Here is a 16,481-nt window from a genome sequence, read left to right as displayed (position 1 = left end):
GAAAACTGCGGAACAGGCTGCTTAAGCTACTGCTGATCCTTGTATCTGCTGTCCTATTTCTCGCAGGATCAGGGTTCCTGTATGAAGCCCTTGCCGCAAGCTCCGCCCGTAAAAGCTATCCTGCACCGGGTCAACTGGTGGATGCCGGAGGTTATAACCTCCATATCCGCCAGTTAGGAGCGGGAGCACCCACTATTATTCTGGAAGCAGGAAGCGGCGAAACCAGCCTGTCGCGGAGAGATATTCCTGAGAAGTTAGCTGAACATGTCATGCGCAGCAGATGGGATATCCCGGGGTAATAGGTGGCCGACAAGGATAGCACGGTGGGATTGGCTTGGATATCTGTAACCGCCAAATCCGGTAAACTTCAAGAGGATCTAGACGATGTATCAAATAAAAGCGGTACAAACCCAAGACTCATTCCTGAATGAGCTTGGAGGTTGTACCGCTTATTTTCGGTTTCTATACAATTATTGCTATAGCCTATTTCTCCAACTGGTACACCTGTGTGACGATCTTGAAGCCGTCCACAGGCTGCTCCGCTGCCGCAAGCTTCGAAACACGGCGCTCCAGCACATCACTCTCATAGACTGCCTCTGCACTGAAGGATGGCTGGACTGTAAGCTCCGCAGGTTCGCCGCCCAGATTGTACCAGCGGGCCACGAGGTCGCCTGTCTCCTCAGCCATCTTCAGGGTCGAGAAGGCCAGCGGCGAAGCGCTGGAGTTCCAGCTTAACCACTGCCCGGATACAGGCAGGGTCAATCCGCCTGAATGCGGACGTCCATTCACGACCGGAACGCGTGTAGCAGGACCTTGAGTCTGAAGGACCGTCCACGGAATCTGGTACTGGTAGGCTTGTGCATAAGCACCAGACACCGCTCCGTCACCTGTATAAGGGATGATCGCGTATTCTACGGATTGCTGGCCCAGGCACTGTGCCTCCGGCGTCTCGAACACACCCCAGTCTCCGAGTTCAGAGGATGAGCGCAGCAGGGTTACAGCAATGGTGTTTTTGCCGTCCAGCAGTACTTCATACTCATTCAGTCCCTTGTTCGCAACCGCAAGCCCATGGACTCCGTCCGCTACGCTGACGAAGACCTGCTGATGCTGGGCATTACTCGGATTGATCCACTCCGCCGCAGGCTGGTTATTGCGTCTGGCCACCTCGAAGACAGAGTCCGCATAGTGGTGGTCCGCTTCAAGCCCTGTAGGGAACAAAGCTCTGAGCCGCTGATCCTTGGCCTGATTATCGAAGCTGGTGCTTACCTGTAACATTCCGCTTCCAGCTTCCAGTGTATAGTGTGTGGTCAGCACTAGCGGCACCATCTGAGCCGAACGCTGCGCGGTACGCTCAGTGAACGGAACCATCTGCTGCTTCTCGGTGAGGAAGGTCTCGTCTGCACTGGCCGGAACCTCCCAGCGCAGCACCGTCTCCATCACCACACGCGACGGGGACTGCTCCTTGACTGAAATCTCAGCCGTTAAGCCTTCGGTGGTCAGCACCTCACTGCCTTCCGGCTGGCGGTACACATACTCATTGCCGATGTCACCGGTGTTCTCATAGACGTTCAGTCCGGCATAGACCGCACCTGACTGTTTGTCTGTAACGGTCACGGTACCGTTACTTGCAACCGCCACGATAAGCTTCCCGTTCTCCATCGTATGGCCTTGTACACGTACACTATCCAGCCCGGCTGCTTCCGCTCCGGTGGCAGCCGCAGCGGGAACCAATGCATACGTACGGTAACCAAGCGCAGCCACATCCACTGCCGGGAAGGTCACCCGGACCTTACGCGCCATATAAGGCTGGCGGAAGCGGTCCTTGGGCAGCTCGTACCCGAAGTGAACCCCGAGATCCGCAAGGTCAGCCGGATAGACTTTGCCCGCTTCGTCCATAACCTGCCATTCGCCCAGCGGCTCCTGCGCAAGCTCCCGTGCAAGCCCCTGCGGGGTTGGGCCTTGCGGGAAATATTTCTTCGTCGTAATCAGCTCCACCGTAACCGTTCCGGTTCTGGACCAGCCGCTGGTGTTAAATACGGTGAACGGAACCGCATCCGTTCCCCAGGCCGCTACTCCGGCCACATCAATGGCTTCAGTAAGCGCAGCCGCGCTCTGCGCGGCAATCGCCTCAGCCATCTGGCTGCTCTTGGCGAACCGGGTCACCATCTCGCGGTGCACCTCATCCACGCTGCAGCCGCAGATGCTGTCATGCGGATGATTCTGCATGAGCGTCTTCCACGCATAGGTCAGCAGCGCATGCGGATAGGCCTGTACGCCGGCCAGCGCAGCGAACGCCGCCAATGGCTCAGCCACCTTTTCCAGCAAGGTCTGGCCGGATTGGTTCAATTGCTTCAGATACACCCGTGAGGATGCCGTGTTGACCAGTGTGCCCCAACCATCCGTATGCTGGCTGCGCAGCTCCCCTTCCACCGTCACCAGATCGCCGGGAAGATCAGCTTCCAGTGCCTTCAGGTACTCGTCGAAATTGGAGTGTACGAACTCCACATCGGGATACAAGCTGGAAGCTGTGCGGATCGCCTCGGACAGATCGGTCTGAATCGGCTGGTGATCGCAGCCGTTCATGAACAGCAGATGCGGAGTAGAAGCGAACTTCCCGGCGTCTGCGAGATTCTTGTCCCAATACGCCTTCGCAGCAACCGGGTCTGCCGGAACCTCCATACCGTTGCAGTACCAGTTGGCGAACAGCACACCCAGCACCTCCGAACCGTCCGGGGAACGCCAGACCATCTCGGAATAAGGAGACTCGTAGGTATCGTTCTCGCTGACTTCATTATTGAAGCCTGTCGGCTTCACGCCGCGTCCGAAGATGGCATTCGTAATTCCGGCCTGCTGGAGAATCTGCGGCGCCTGGCCCATGTTGCCGAAGGAATCGGGGAAATAGCCGGTTTTGGAGATGATCCCGAAGGGCCTTGCATCCATATGCCCGATCAGCAGGTTGCGCAGATTCGCCTCCCCGCTGGTCAGGAATTCGTCCTGGAGCACGTACCACGGACCAAAATGAATGCGTCCTTCACGAATGTAGCGGTCCAGCCGCTCTCTCTGCTCCGGGCGGACCTGGAGATAATCCTCGCGGATAATGGTCTGTCCGTCCAGATGGAAATAGCGGTAATCCGGATCTTGATCCAGCGTGCCCAGCAGCTTATCCATCAGTTCAATCAATAACAGATGATGATGTTCATAAGGCATATACCATTCACGGTCCCAGTGGGTGTGCGAGATGATATGTGCTGTTTTTTTATTAGCGATGTTGTTATCTAGGTTGTTAGCCATATCGGTAACCCTCCATTATCCTTTAGTTGCTCCGCCCATGCTGAACCCCTTGGACATATACCGCTGGGAGAACATATACAGCACTACGGAAGGCATCGTGTAGAGCAGTGAGAAGGCAGCGAGTCTGCCGTATTCGACCATGCCGTGGCTGCCGAAGAATTGATAGATGGTAACGGATGCCGGCAGCTTCTCCGGTGTCTGGAGCAGAATATACGGTACGAAGAAATTCCCCCAGCTGCCCGAGAAGGTAAAGATCGCAATCGTTGCGATACCTGGAAGCATTAGCGGAGCCACGATTCTACGTAATCCGCCCCAGACGGAGGCCCCGTCGATCCAGGCTGCTTCCTCCAGGTCGATTGGCACAGAGTCCATGAAGCTCTTCATCATCCAGATCCCGTAAGGAAGCGAGGAGGATGTGAGGAAGAGCATGGTTGCGAAGATTGAGTTCTGCAATTTGAAGAACAGGAACATTTGAAATACCGGAACCATAACCGCCGTAATCGGCAGAGCCGTCATGAAGAGGATGCTGAGCAGGAAGCTTTTTTTGAAGCGCATCTCATAACGGGATAACGGGTACGCAGCCAGGACGGATGCAAGAACAACAAGGGTTGCCTGACCTCCGGAGAGAATGATCCCTACGCCGAACGAACGCAGATTGCCGCTGTCTCCGAGCACTGCCGAGAAGTTATCCAGCGTGAAGTTCGGGAACTTAATACCCTGCTGGGCATTTGTATCAAACGAAGCGAGCAGAATCCAGAATAACGGCAGCAGGAAACAGAGTCCCAGAATGACCAGAATTCCGTATTGGATATTACGTTGAAGCCTATGCTTGACCACAGTGATGCACCTCCTTCAGGGTTAGACCTTGACTTTCATAGATTTCATATAGAACAAGCTTGCAACAATTCCGATCACCAGCAGTACGAGTGAGATTGCAGTGCCGTATCCGAATTGATAATTGACGAAGGCCTGGTTGTACATAAATACCGGTAAGGTCTGAGTGGCCGTTCCCGGTCCCCCTCCGGTCATGGTATAGATCAGTGTGAATACGCCCAGTGTCTGGAGCGTGACAAGCATCATGTTGGTGACGATCGAGCCTTTGACCATAGGAATGGTGATGTAGCTTAGAATCTTGAAGTTGCTTGCGCCGTCAATCGTGGCTGCCTCTTCAATGTCCTTAGGAATCTCATCCAGAGCAGATTGATAGACCATCATTGAGAACGCGGTGCCGTGCCAGATGTTGGCAATGATGACACTCACCATCGGGAAGCTGAACAGCCAGGAGACCGGGCTAATGCCGAACCAGCCGATGATCTGATTGAGGGACCCGTTATCACTGAAGAAGGCCACCATACAGAAGGCGACAACGATCTCAGGTGTTACCCAGCCTGCAATCACGATGATGCCGATGATCCGGCGGAAGGTTACATTCTTTTCTTTCATTAATAGGGCCAGAATGAAGCCGAGCACAACCTGCCCGATGACCGCTGAGAAAATCAGGAACACCAGGGTTCTCCAGACACTGATCCGGAAATCCGGGTCCTGGAACATATTGGTGAAGTTCTGGAAGCCGATGAATTGCAGGTTACGGGCAGCACTGCCCGTCAGAGCCATATTGGTGAAGGCAAAGCAAATGGTCAATATAATCGGTACGATAAAGAATATCAGCAGCAGCAAGACAGAAGGCGTCAAGAATAAAAATGCGCCCCGTGACTTCCTTTTCATAGGTCACTCCCCCTCCAAATCCGAAAGAGGAGAATCGCTTCTCCTCTGCGCTCGAATTCTCAATTCCTCTATTTGACTTCTACTTTATCTTCGCCAAGGGCGCGGACTACATTATCCTTCAGCTGCTTCACAGCGTCCTCCGGTGTCAGCTTGCCGGAAGCAATGCTCTCGACAATGCTCTGAATCTGGGCGGATACGGTAGCATACTCGTCATTGGCCGGGCGGAATTTCGCCACCTCCAGCAAGGCTTGCGCCTCGGCGGTATACGTGCGGTCGGTATAGCCTGCTACGTCCACAGAATCATTACGCGGGCTCAGGTTCCCCTCAGCCATTACGCGTCCGGTAGCGTTCTCCTGATTCATCAGGAACTCCATGAACTTCCACGCGGCTTCCTTGTTCTGCGATTGTGCCGGAATCGACCAGGCCCAGCCGCCGGACATGGTGATCGCTCCAGGCTCTTGACCGTTCTGTGTCGGGAATGGCGCGAAGCCCATCTTGTCTGCCACATTCTCAATCGGTGCCGCACCGTTCTCGAACCAGGTCGAACCGGCCCAGCTTCCGTCCACGGCCATCGCCAGCTTGCCTTGCGGGAACAATTGCTGGAAGGCAATGCTGCCGGCTTGTCCGTTCAGTGCTACCTGCATCGTCGGTCCAGTCTTATCTACATTGAACAACTGATCAATGAATTTGAAGGAATCTAATAGTCCGGGGCTGCTTACGACCCATTTCTTGGTTTCATCGTTGTAGAGCGTGTCATTCGTGCCGTACAGAAGCATCTCCAGCGTCTGCATCGTTACGCCTTCACCGCTCGATTTGCCCACGATCATATTCAGCGGGGTTACGCCAGGCAGCTTATCCTTAATCGTGCGTGCTGCTTCCAGCACCTCATCCCAAGAGGCAGGCTTGAACGGTACCGGTAATCCTGCTTGCGCCAGCAGTTCCTTGTTATACCAGATACCGCGTGTATCCGAGGTGGCCGGAATGCCGTAGATTTTGCCGTCTTCACCGGTCACACCGGCCTTCAGATTCTCAATGAACTTGTCCTTCCAGTCACTCCAGCCCGCAACCTGAGTATCGAGCGGCTCCAGATATCCGGCGGCGGCATCCGATTTAATAATGGAGGTATCTTCGGCTACAATATCCGGCGCGGTATCGGGCGACTTCATCTGCAGGACGATTTTGGAGGTGTAATCCCCTTCACTGGCCAGCACCGGAGCGATCTTGATCTTGATATCCGGGTTGTCCGTTTCGAACTTCTCAATCAGTCCCGATTCAAAATACTTGGTCAATGTATCCTCAGAGCCCGACGAACGGAAGGTAATTGTGACCTCCTGCTTCCCTTCGGCTGCGCCCGAACCGGAATTCGAATTGCCGCTTGAACAAGCTGTAGTCAACAGAAGAAGAGAAGCCATTGCCGCAGTCATTGAAACTTTGAATTTATTTATTTTCATTTGTCTTTGCCCCTTTTGGTTGTAATTTCTTTATCATGTGCAACATATAAATCCTTATATTTAACGCTTTCATAAAAGCTTCGAAAAGAACGGACAAGCCGTCTTTTCTACTTCGCTATCTGGTCTACTTACTATCCGGTCTACTTCACTACCCGTAATCCGCAATAATCCATAATCAGTTCGCTGAACAGCATATTCGACCAGGAGAACCACGGACGGGTGAATGCTGCGGCATCGTTGACAGAGAAGCCTTCGTGTGTCAGGCCTGTGCCGCCATCCGTATCCTGAATCAGCTGCAGTAAGCGTTCTTTCTCGCTGCGTTCCGGTGACGTAAGTCCTTGCATAGACAAGGCGATGTGCCAGATGTAACCTTCCGGGGTATGCGGACTGCCGATGCCTTCTGCAACCTGCCCTTTATAGTAATAAGGATTGTCTTCGCTGAGGATAAATCTCCGGGTATTGCGGTACACCTCGTCATTCTCGTCGGTATAACCCAAGTAAGGCAAGGACAGCAGGCTTGGCACATTGGCATCATCCATCAGATTATAGTGGCCCAGCCCATCCGTCTCATAAGCATAGATTCTCCCATAGACCGGATGATTATAGATGCCATACTCCTGAATCCCCTGATTAATCTCCTGCCCCAGCTTCTGTGCCGCTGCCGCAAGCTCCTGGTCCCCGTAGATCGCTTGAGCGATCTCTTCCAGATAGCGCAGGACCACCACAGCGAACATATTGGACGGCACCAGATAACCGTATTCACAGCAATCATCACTTGGCCGGAAGCCTGACCAGGTCATCCCGGTATACGCAGTTTCGCTGCCTTTGCCTTCACGGGTCAAGGTATCCGTGAGCGGTGCATCCAGCCGCTGGAACGTATAGGGAGAATCTGTCTCGTGATGCTGCTCCACTCTCCACAGCTTCATGATTTCAAGCGCTGCCTTGCGGAAGGTCTCGTCGAACTGCGATACGCAGCCGCTATTCTTCCAGAGCAGATAACTGAGCTGAATCGGATACGCCAGCGAATCAATCTCATACTTGCGTTCCCAGATCCATGGGCTCATGTCTGTAAGATCCGATTGATGTCCGTGGCCGTTCGACTCTTCATTGAAGGCATTGGCATACGGATCAAGCAGAATATAGTTCATCTGCCGCTTCACCAGACCCGCAATCATCGCCTCCATCTTAGGATCTTCTGCGGCAAGCAGCAGATACGGGCGAACCTGGGCGGCGGAATCACGCAGCCACATAGCTGGTATATCACCTGTTATAACGAAGGTGGTGCCATCTGCTTTCTGCGAAATGGTGGTACCAATGGTATTGATAATGCAGTCCTCGAACATCTTGGCCAGCTTGGAAGAGTCTGGCAACTCCCCTTGTATCTTGCCGATCAAATCATAGACTGACTTCGGAATTTCATTCTGCAGCTTCACGGGTGTATGTTGCACCTCCAAATGGTATATATCAGTGTTTCAAACGCTTTCATTAAAGTAAACAAATAATATCAATATGTCAATATATTATTGGTATATTTATAGATTAGTATGTCATATTGATATATTAGTTATGTTTAATTGGGTTGAGAATGCAGCAAAAAAGCCTTCGCGATGAAGGCTCATTCATTTCCGTTATGATGAAAGCGGCCTGTTGCAGTGAGGTCATTGCTTACGGACCTTCGCTGTAGACCGGCCTGAGATTAATACCGCCGGCAGAAGAATGCGGGTAATCGGCTGTTCATTCCCTTGCATCGTCAGCACATTCTCAAAGGCCTGCTTGCCGATGCTGAACTGATTCTGCCGCATATGCGTGATCCGGCAACCCTCTTGCAGCTCGGGGCTGTCGAAGCAGATGACCGATAAGTCCTCAGGAATCCGCAGGCCCAGCCGGTCTGCCGCCTCCTCCACCAGCAGCGCGATGTTATATTCGGCAGCGAACAGCGCGGTAATCTGCGGATGCTGGCGGAGATGCTCCACCAGCCGGTCCACATCCTCTATGCGGGCCTGCGGGTCAAACACATTCGGCATCGTAGAAGTGATCGTCTCCATCCATAATTCACGGTTCACCAGCAAATTCTGCCCGACATGAGCTTCGATAATACCATCGATGCGTTCCTCAATAGCGGTGGTATTCGCCGGAGGTGGTGCCAGGAATCCGATATGACGATGTCCCAGCCCAAACAGATATTGTGTGGCCTCCTTGGCCGCTTGAATATTGTCCGTACTCACAGAGGAAGCAGGAATTCCCTTCAAGTACCTGTCAATCATCACGAACGGGAACTTCTGAATCACCAGCTTCAGGATCTCTGCACTGAAATATTCACCCTGTGCCGGGAAAATAATCAGTCCGTCTACACCGAGTCCCAGCAATTGCTGTATCGCCTTCTCCTCCAGCTCCGGAATCCCGAAGGACCGCCGGACGACGAGGAACGCGTCATGGTCGCGCGAAGCCTCCTCCATCCCGTAGATCAGCTCGGTTCCATACATATCACTGAAGTGTGTAATCACCAGCCCGATAATCCGTTTCTTGCCCGTTGTCCGTACCGTCTGCGGAAGTTCAAACGGTTTCATGATTAGGGAATTCGCATCCGCTACGAACGATCCTCTGCCCGGCTGGCGGACAATCAGATGTTCGTCGGCCAGCATCTTAAGTGCTTTTTTAGAAGTAATCCGGCTCACCCCGAACTCACTGCATAGCTCTTTCTCCGAGGGAACCCGTTCCCCGGCTTTATATTCATTTTTGTTGATCCGCTCGCGCAGCGTCTGAAAAATCTTCTCGTACATCGGCATCGAGCCTGAGTCGCCCGCCATAGTCAAGCACCTCCATTACCGCTTTCTCTCGGAAAGACATATCCTAATATACCATGTTATATTAGGATTGTGAAGAAAATCCCCACTATTGAAAAAGCGCGCCTCATCCTTTGTAGGAGAGCGCGTGCTTTTTGTGGCTTGTGTATACAGTTAGCCTCATAGATGTCCCTATCTTCCACTCTCGCTGAGGAATTCAAACGGCTGGCCCACAGGGATCAGATGTATAGAGGTTTAATCTTATCCCATTTAGAGAGCATATAAGACATAACTTGCGGGCAGCCTTTGGGCATGAGAATGCCTAGACCATGGGAATGTTCAAATTGGGCAGCAGGGTGCAATTCCTGTAATTCATCCCAGAGCTGGTATACACCGAAATCATCCATGTGCACAGTAATATCATGAAATAGAACGACACCGTTGTCAGCCAGCTTGGGCAGCCACAATTCATAATCATGCTTGACCGCTTCGTAGGTGTGAAGACCGTCAATATGCAGAAGATCGATGCTGTTGTCTTCAAAATTCTCTACAGCCTCGTCAAAGGTCATACGGAGTAAATTAGAGATTCCGGGATAGAATTGCTCTCCTAGCTCGTGCACCGAATCATAAATGGTACCCGTGAAGAAGCCGGAATGCTTGTCGCCAATCCATGTATCCACCGCATAACATTTCGTATCCAGCCCCTCATCCTTCACGCCTTGACAGAAGGAGAAGAACGATGCCCCATAATAAGTTCCTAATTCCACCAATTTACCCGGCTTTAAATTACGAACCAGATCGTAACCGAACCTGCAGTGTCCCCGCCAAGCGCTATACAGATGTCCCGTTATCGAGTCCGTTTCAAAAAAAGGTTTTTCACTTTTCCATATATTCATTTATTCCCCTCCCGATGAAGTACAGTCAGTTTTTGCTTTGTTAACTTCCTGATAATAGTTAGTCTATTCGCGGGCAACGTAATTAAGAATCCGTATGATCCGCAAAATCCGGTAAATCCTAAGAACACCGAGACAAGGAGGAGTTGTAACAATGGCAAAAGAACGTCTACAGATTGCCGCCCTGGGCGGCGTCCATGAGATTGGCAAGAATATGTATATCCTGCAATACGGTGATGATATTATCGCTATCGACTGCGGGTCTAAATTTCCTGATGAGAGCCTGCTGGGTATTGACCTGATCATTCCCGATATTACCTACCTGCTGGATAATAAGGATAAGGTGAGGGCCCTGATTGTCACCCACGGGCATGAAGACCATATCGGCGGTATTCCTTATCTGCTCAAGCAGATGAATCTCCCGCTCTATGCCTCGCGCCTGACGCTTGGCCTGATCGAGACTAAGCTGAAGGAGCACGGGCTGCTCCGGGATGCCAGGCTTCACTGCATTGATGCAGATTCCGAGCTCACCTTCGGGGCGGTGACGACCACCTTCTTCCGGACCAATCACAGTATCCCGGACTGTCTGGGCGTGGTGTTCGATACCCCTGAAGGGACGGTTGTCCATACGGGTGATTTCAAATTCGATATGACCCCGGTGAACAAGCAATACCCGGATATTCACAAAATGGCGGAGATCGGCACCCGCAGCGTCCGCTTCCTGCTCTCTGAGAGCACGAATGCGGAACGGCCCGGCTTCACCCCCTCCGAGCAACTGGTCGGCGCGCATATGGAGCAGGCCTTCAAGCAGGCGGAGCGCCGGATCTTCGTCTCAACCTTCGCCTCCAATGTCCACCGGCTCCAGCAGATTGTGGACGCTGCCGGACTTACCGGACGCAAGCTGGCCCTGCTGGGGCGGAGCATGGTCAATGTGGTCAACGTCTCCAGGGAGCTGGGGTATCTGGACGTCCCCGAAGGAATGCTGGTCGAGCCTGCGGAGGCCGCCAAGCTGCCGCCGGAAGAGGTTGCTGTGCTATGCACAGGCAGCCAGGGTGAGCCGATGGCCGCTTTATCGCGCCTGGCGAATGCCAGCAACCGGCAGATGGAGATTCAGGCGGGAGATACCGTACTGCTGGCGGCGAATCCGATCCCGGGCAATGAACGCAATGTATCCCGGATTGTGGATAATCTCTATATCCTCGGGGCCAAGGTGATCTACGGCTCACGCAGCGAGCTGCATGTCTCCGGCCACGGCAGCCAGGAGGAATTGAAGCTGATGCTGACCCTGATGAAGCCGGAGTACTTCATTCCGATTCACGGCGAATACCGGATGCTGCATCACCATCGGCTGCTGGCTGAAGGGGTGGGAGTCCGGGGAGACCATATCTTCCTGCTGAAAAACGGAGATTTGGTGGAATCCGCAGGCGGTGTGGTCCGCCAGTCGGGGCGGATTACAGCGGGGCAGATTTTCGTCGACGGACTGGGAATTGGCGATATCGGCAATGTAGTGCTGCGGGACCGCCGCCAGCTCTCAGCCGACGGGGTGCTGATCACGGTCATTACCTTAAGCCAGGCCGACGGGCGGCTGCTGAATGAGCCGGATACGATTTCCCGCGGGTTCATCTTTGTCCGCAATTCTGACACCCTGATGGATGAGATCAACCAGCTCGTCAAAACCACGCTGCAGAAGATGAGCCGCGCCGATCTGGGCCAGTGGAATCTGATCAAGCAGACGCTGAAGGATACGCTCAGCAAATTCCTGTATGAGCGGACGAAGCGCCGTCCGATGATTCTGCCGATTATTATCGAGGTGTAGAGTGAAGGATACTGGTGCCTTCTCTCACCGACTGCTTATATGGAGAATTGTTGCAATTTTTGCAGGAATCCTCTATACCAAGTTTCTGGCTGGAGAGCAATGTTGCATCATTAGCAGGATTTCCGATAATTAGAGCAAGTTAGCGCTGGATTTGTTGCAATTCGTGCAGGATTTCAGCTTTGATCGCTGCTGTGGAGCAGGAATGTTGCATTTATTGCAATATTCCTCTATACGGCAGACTCCTCAATCTGATGTTCAAAAAATATTTATCCACAAAAGCACAAACAAGGGGCGCCCCACCAGGACGCCCCTTCTTTCAACCCTACCGCGCCCGCTGGCGCAACGCACCACTCTTCTTCGCCTTGAACGCACTCCGTTCTGCTTGCCCCCCGCCGTCCGCATCCTTCTTACTCGGCGTAACCGCGAAGAAGCTCAGCAGCCCGCCGACAGCACCGACACCGGCCATGGTGCCGAACAGGACCCAGTGCCCCCGGTTCATCAGCAGGGAGACTACCGGCGGACCCAGCGCCACCCCGATGAACCTCATGCTACTGTACAGGGAGGTGATGGTGCCCCGGTTCTCCTTCTCGATACCTTCCGTAATCAAGGCATCCATGCAAGGCAGAACCACGCCGATTCCGATACCGCCCAGACTTAGGAGGCCAACCATGAAGTAAATGTTCTGGCTGAAGCCGGTGACCAGCATAGACGCGGTCAGCAGGGCCATACCGCCGAAGCCGAGCCATTTCATGAGCGGTTTGTTTTTGCCGATGATCTTGCCGCTGCCGTAAGAAGCCAGACATAGCAGCGCCAGCGGAATGGCCAGCACAAAGCCCTTGGAGGCTCCATGCAGATTATATCTCGACTCCAGAGTCTCTGATAAGTAGAACAATACCCCGAAGGTTGCATACATGCAGATGCCGCCGATGGCGAAGATGGCGTACAGCCACCGGCCCCGTTCATGGAGCACTTCCTTGATGCCGCTCAGGAATTGCCGCAGACTCTGCTTACCGGCTTCCTCCTCCCTCTTCGGCGAATGAACCAGAAAGATCACCAGCGCGCAGGAGATCAGACACAATAGCGGGATCGCTATGAAGGGCGCATACCACAGCAGGGTGCCCAGGTAGGCTCCCAGGATAGGACTCAGTACTTTGCCGAACGTGTTCGAGGTCTCTATGATCCCCAGCCCTTTGCTGACCTCCTTCTCATCCTTGAACAGATCGCCTACGAACGGAATGACAATCGGGAAGGCGCCCGCTGCTCCAATGCCCTGCACAAATCGTCCCGCAAGGATAATCCAGTAAGCTGTGATTCCGCTGAAGAACCAGGCGGCTGCTACGCATCCGGCTCCGCCAATGGCGGCCAGGATAAGGCTGGGCAGAATGACCCTTTTGCGGCCGAAGCGGTCTGACAGATATCCGGCAACGGGAATCATTAGGATGGCAATCAGTCCATAGACCGTAATGATCATACTGACCTGGAAAGGGCTCACCCCCAGCTCCTTGGAGATCTGCGGCAGGATCGGCAGCAGCATAGAGTTGCCCAGTGTCATAATGAGCGGGATAGAAGCGAGCGCAATGAGTGCCGCTTTGGAACCTTTTTTCCCTCTGGACTCTTGTGACGCTTTCATGGACGAACCACCTTCATTCATAATCGCACCTGCTTATTGTGGTTCTAAGCGCTGTAATTATGCAGCTTCCAGAGAAAAAGCAGCAGCATAACAGACAGGTCTGCAGGGGTATGCTATACCTTGTTCAAATCCAACCGAAAAGGAGCTTACTTATGACAGGCATTCTAGGCGGTAACCCGAAGGAAGAACCGATGCATTATGGAGAAATTTTTATGGTGTGGGAGACCTCTATGGCTGCCAAGGGAGCCTTATCAGCCTACAGAGCTTACATGTATCACGCCGGAGACAGTGACCTGAAGAAAATTATCGCCGCAATGATCGACCAGGCAGAGTTAGAAATTAGCGAGTGCGATTCGCTGCTGTCTGAGCAGGGTATTGCGGCCGCTCCGGCACTGCCGAATCGTCCAGAAACCCGGCTGGAGGATATCCCGGTGGGCGCACGGTTCTCAGACCCTGAGATCGCAGCTATGCTGGCCGCCAATCTGGCGACAGGGCTTGTAGCCTGCAGCCAGGCTATGGGGCAGTCCATCCGTGAGGATATCGGCGCGCTGTTCGCCAAATATCATCTGACCAAAGCGGCCATCGGCGTCAAGAACCTGCATCTGCTGAAGAAAAAAGGCTGGCTGATTCCCCCGCCGCTGCTCGTCAAGCGGCCAGAGCCGGTCCACGCGTAACGCATTTAGTTCCCGCCACTTTATAGTAAAAGGCCCGCGATTCTTCGCGGGCCTCTTTCGGGTCTGGTTGTCCTATTCTCTCCTCTTGCCGAATAAGCTATCTATATAGAATAAAGGAGGAGGACATCATTAACATTTTCATAGGTTATATGGTGCTGGGATTATCCCTGTCAGCACCTATAGGCCCTATTAATGCTGCACAATTGGACAAGGGGCTGCGGGGAGGCTTCATGCCCGCCTGGGTGGTGGGTCTTGGAGCCATCAGTGCCGATATTATCTACATGCTGCTGGTCTATCTGGGGATGATTCATCTGCTGGATGCTCCGTTCATCAAGGCCTTCCTGTGGCTGTTCGGCTTCTTCGTGCTGGTCTATACCGGGATCGAGAGCATCATGCACTCGGGAGAGATTACGGCGGCAGAAACAAGAGGCAGCGGGGTCTCCCTGTCCAAATCCTTCGTATCGGGATTCCTCATGTCGCTGTTTAATCCCCTCTCCATTCTGTTCTGGCTCGGAATCTACGGCTCTATCTTGGCCAAAGCGGTGAACGAATACCCGATGCAGCAGCTCCTGATCTACAGCGGGGCTATTGTCCTCGGCATCCTGCTCTGGGATGTGACCATGGCGGCAGCCTCCAGCCTATTCCGCTCCTTCCTGACTTCGCGGGTGCTGAAGGCTATCTCCGTCCTGTCCGGCCTGTCACTGGTCGGCTTCGGCTGCTATTTCGGGATTCAGGCTGCCCGGCTGCTGTTCTTCCATTAGATCTTGTTCTTCCTCAGCCGGATGCCCTTAATCCGGAAGCCGGGTCCGCCCGGCAAGGAGTGGAAGCTTCCCGCTTGCACTTCCCGGCGCTGCTCCTGTTCCGCTGCCTCCTGCCCGTGCTTACTGCGGTGATGCTGGAGCATCCAGTCACTTAACCCAATCAGAGCTACGATCAGCAGGCTGATATAGAAGCCCGGGCGGCTGAGCTTATGGAACAGGGTGCCTGTAACGGCAGCCAGAATCAGCACCAGCCCGCTCCAGCGCTTCACACTGCTAAGCACGCCCCGCTTCAGCAGCTTGCCCGAGGAGAGCAGGATGAACGCCCAGTTATACAGAATCATCAGCCCGGCGGCGGTGGTGACATATTCATATACTTTTCCCGGCAGCAGCAGAGCCATAATGACCGTACCCGTCAGACCACCTGCAATCAGGCACAGCGCCAGCAGCGGGTACTTATCCTTCCACTTCCTGGAGAACACCTTGGGCGCATCTCCCTCCTGGGCCAGCGTAATCATCATCGAGGTAATCGCGTACAATGACGCCGTCATGGTGGAGAACCCGGCGATAATCAGCACCCCGTTGAACAGATGCGGCACGAAGGCCAGATGGTCGCTGCGCAGAGCCAGTACGAACGGACTTTCCTTCGGGTTAAAAGCGCTAAGCGGCACCATAATCACCGCCAGTCCAATCGACAAAATATAAACGGTTCCCAGCCCCAGCAGCATCACCTTCCCCGCCTTCGGCGCTTCCTCCGGCTTCTGGAGCCGGTAAGACATAATTCCCAGCACCTCAATCCCGCCGTAGGCATAGAAGGCGAAGATGAAGGCGGACCATACCCCAATGCCCCCGGACGGGAACACCTCCTTATAGCTGAGCGGAACCTTCGGGGTGAACTTGCCGCCGCCGATCCAGCCTGCCAGCAGCATAGCCGCTATCACCAGGAACATAAGAATAGCCGCCACCTTGATGACGGCCAGCACATTCTCCACCCGGTCGAAGCCCTTGTTGCCGAAGAATACAATTCCCAGAGCGACTACCGCATACCCCGCTGCAAAAATCCACATCGGTACGCCCGGGAACCAGAACCGTGAGAAGATGGACAACGCAGTCAGCTGGCTGCCCATAATCAGCAGCTCCGAGAACCAGTATACCCAGCCGCTGCCGAAGCCCGCCCAATCCCCGAAGGCCTGCTTCGCATAGGAGCGGAACGAGCCTTGCTCCGGCTGCGCCGCCGTCATCCGCGCCAGCGCATCGAACACCGCATAGGTTCCCGCTGCCGCCAGCAGATACACCAGCAGCACCGCCGGCCCGCCCATCGAGATCGCCAGCCCCGAGCCGAGGAAATACCCGGTCCCGATCGTCCCCGCAATGCCGAGCAGACTGAGCTGCCACCACTTCAGTTTCTTGTCTTTGCCCGTTGATCCAGAAGTCTGCTTCATGAACTCCGTCCTTATCTT

12 protein-coding genes are annotated in these 16,481 nt (G+C 53.9%); 3 read left to right on the top strand and 9 right to left on the bottom strand.

All coding sequences use genetic code 11. From position 1 onward, the window contains the following. Nucleotides 1-483: 483 nt before the first annotated feature. The 7 genes from NSU18_RS29390 to NSU18_RS29360 form a co-directional block, all read right to left on the bottom strand. Complete coding sequence (locus NSU18_RS29390; protein WP_341150730.1) at nucleotides 484-3,291, bottom strand: alpha-mannosidase; 2,808 nt, start codon at nucleotides 3,289-3,291, stop codon at nucleotides 484-486. Nucleotides 3,292-3,306: 15 nt separating this feature from the next. Continuing rightward, on the bottom strand, nucleotides 3,307-4,128 hold the full coding sequence (locus NSU18_RS29385; protein ID WP_341150729.1) for a carbohydrate ABC transporter permease: 822 nt from the start codon (nucleotides 4,126-4,128) through the stop codon (nucleotides 3,307-3,309). Nucleotides 4,129-4,149: 21 nt separating this feature from the next. Beyond that, on the bottom strand, nucleotides 4,150-5,016 hold the full coding sequence (locus NSU18_RS29380) for a carbohydrate ABC transporter permease (RefSeq protein WP_036699600.1): 867 nt from the start codon (nucleotides 5,014-5,016) through the stop codon (nucleotides 4,150-4,152). Nucleotides 5,017-5,084: 68 nt separating this feature from the next. Beyond that, complete coding sequence (locus NSU18_RS29375; RefSeq protein WP_341150728.1) at nucleotides 5,085-6,467, bottom strand: extracellular solute-binding protein; 1,383 nt, start codon at nucleotides 6,465-6,467, stop codon at nucleotides 5,085-5,087. 140 nt (nucleotides 6,468-6,607) lie between these two features. Continuing rightward, the gene (locus NSU18_RS29370; protein ID WP_341150727.1) at nucleotides 6,608-7,921 is read right to left on the bottom strand and encodes a glycoside hydrolase family 125 protein; all 1,314 of its coding nucleotides are present in this window, start codon (nucleotides 7,919-7,921) and stop codon (nucleotides 6,608-6,610) included. A 204-nt stretch (nucleotides 7,922-8,125) separates the two neighbouring features. Then, the gene (locus NSU18_RS29365; RefSeq protein WP_341017803.1) at nucleotides 8,126-9,274 is read right to left on the bottom strand and encodes a GntR family transcriptional regulator; all 1,149 of its coding nucleotides are present in this window, start codon (nucleotides 9,272-9,274) and stop codon (nucleotides 8,126-8,128) included. A gap of 215 nt (nucleotides 9,275-9,489) precedes the next feature. Next, complete coding sequence (locus tag NSU18_RS29360) at nucleotides 9,490-10,146, bottom strand: class I SAM-dependent methyltransferase (RefSeq protein ID WP_341017802.1); 657 nt, start codon at nucleotides 10,144-10,146, stop codon at nucleotides 9,490-9,492. A gap of 151 nt (nucleotides 10,147-10,297) precedes the next feature. On the opposite strand from NSU18_RS29360, the gene NSU18_RS29355 reads away from it, so the two are divergent. Beyond that, nucleotides 10,298-11,959: a ribonuclease J gene (locus NSU18_RS29355; protein WP_341150726.1), complete on the top strand. Its 1,662-nt coding sequence runs from the start codon at nucleotides 10,298-10,300 to the stop codon at nucleotides 11,957-11,959. 322 nt (nucleotides 11,960-12,281) lie between these two features. On the opposite strand, the gene NSU18_RS29350 is transcribed toward NSU18_RS29355, so the two are convergent. Then, the gene (locus NSU18_RS29350; RefSeq protein WP_341017800.1) at nucleotides 12,282-13,589 is read right to left on the bottom strand and encodes an MFS transporter; all 1,308 of its coding nucleotides are present in this window, start codon (nucleotides 13,587-13,589) and stop codon (nucleotides 12,282-12,284) included. Between the two features lie 152 nt (nucleotides 13,590-13,741). Here NSU18_RS29350 and NSU18_RS29345 point away from each other — a divergent pair, with 152 nt between their 5' ends. Then, nucleotides 13,742-14,263 carry a DUF3231 family protein gene (locus tag NSU18_RS29345; protein WP_341017799.1) on the top strand — a complete coding sequence of 174 codons (522 nt, stop codon included), beginning with the start codon at nucleotides 13,742-13,744 and terminating at the stop codon, nucleotides 14,261-14,263. Between the two features lie 149 nt (nucleotides 14,264-14,412). Continuing rightward, nucleotides 14,413-15,024 (top strand): LysE family transporter, encoded by a 612-nt coding sequence (locus NSU18_RS29340; protein WP_341017798.1) that lies wholly within the window; start codon nucleotides 14,413-14,415, stop codon nucleotides 15,022-15,024. Here the strand turns inward: NSU18_RS29340 and NSU18_RS29335 are convergent. Then, on the bottom strand, nucleotides 15,021-16,463 hold the full coding sequence (locus NSU18_RS29335; RefSeq protein ID WP_341017796.1) for an amino acid permease: 1,443 nt from the start codon (nucleotides 16,461-16,463) through the stop codon (nucleotides 15,021-15,023). The genes NSU18_RS29340 and NSU18_RS29335 overlap by 4 nt on opposite strands. Nucleotides 16,464-16,481: the final 18 nt, after the last annotated feature.

The organism is Paenibacillus sp. FSL H8-0048, from assembly GCF_038002825.1.
Lineage (GTDB): Bacteria > Bacillota > Bacilli > Paenibacillales > Paenibacillaceae > Paenibacillus_AQ.
This window is presented reverse-complemented; position numbering and strand designations above follow the sequence as displayed.

Excerpts from the sequence above, each read along its gene's own strand:
- NSU18_RS29390 (WP_341150730.1), bottom strand. The coding sequence starts at position 3,291 with ATGGCTAACAACCTAGATAACAACATCGCTAATAAAAAAACAGCACAT.
- NSU18_RS29380 (WP_036699600.1), bottom strand. The coding sequence starts at position 5,016 with ATGAAAAGGAAGTCACGGGGCGCATTTTTATTCTTGACGCCTTCTGTC.
- NSU18_RS29375 (WP_341150728.1), bottom strand. The coding sequence starts at position 6,467 with ATGAAAATAAATAAATTCAAAGTTTCAATGACTGCGGCAATGGCTTCT.
- NSU18_RS29365 (WP_341017803.1), bottom strand. The coding sequence starts at position 9,274 with ATGGCGGGCGACTCAGGCTCGATGCCGATGTACGAGAAGATTTTTCAG.
- NSU18_RS29360 (WP_341017802.1), bottom strand. The coding sequence starts at position 10,146 with ATGAATATATGGAAAAGTGAAAAACCTTTTTTTGAAACGGACTCGATA.
- NSU18_RS29355 (WP_341150726.1), top strand. The coding sequence starts at position 10,298 with ATGGCAAAAGAACGTCTACAGATTGCCGCCCTGGGCGGCGTCCATGAG.
- NSU18_RS29350 (WP_341017800.1), bottom strand. The coding sequence starts at position 13,589 with ATGAAAGCGTCACAAGAGTCCAGAGGGAAAAAAGGTTCCAAAGCGGCA.
- NSU18_RS29345 (WP_341017799.1), top strand. The coding sequence starts at position 13,742 with ATGACAGGCATTCTAGGCGGTAACCCGAAGGAAGAACCGATGCATTAT.
- NSU18_RS29340 (WP_341017798.1), top strand. The coding sequence starts at position 14,413 with ATGGTGCTGGGATTATCCCTGTCAGCACCTATAGGCCCTATTAATGCT.
- NSU18_RS29335 (WP_341017796.1), bottom strand. The coding sequence starts at position 16,463 with ATGAAGCAGACTTCTGGATCAACGGGCAAAGACAAGAAACTGAAGTGG.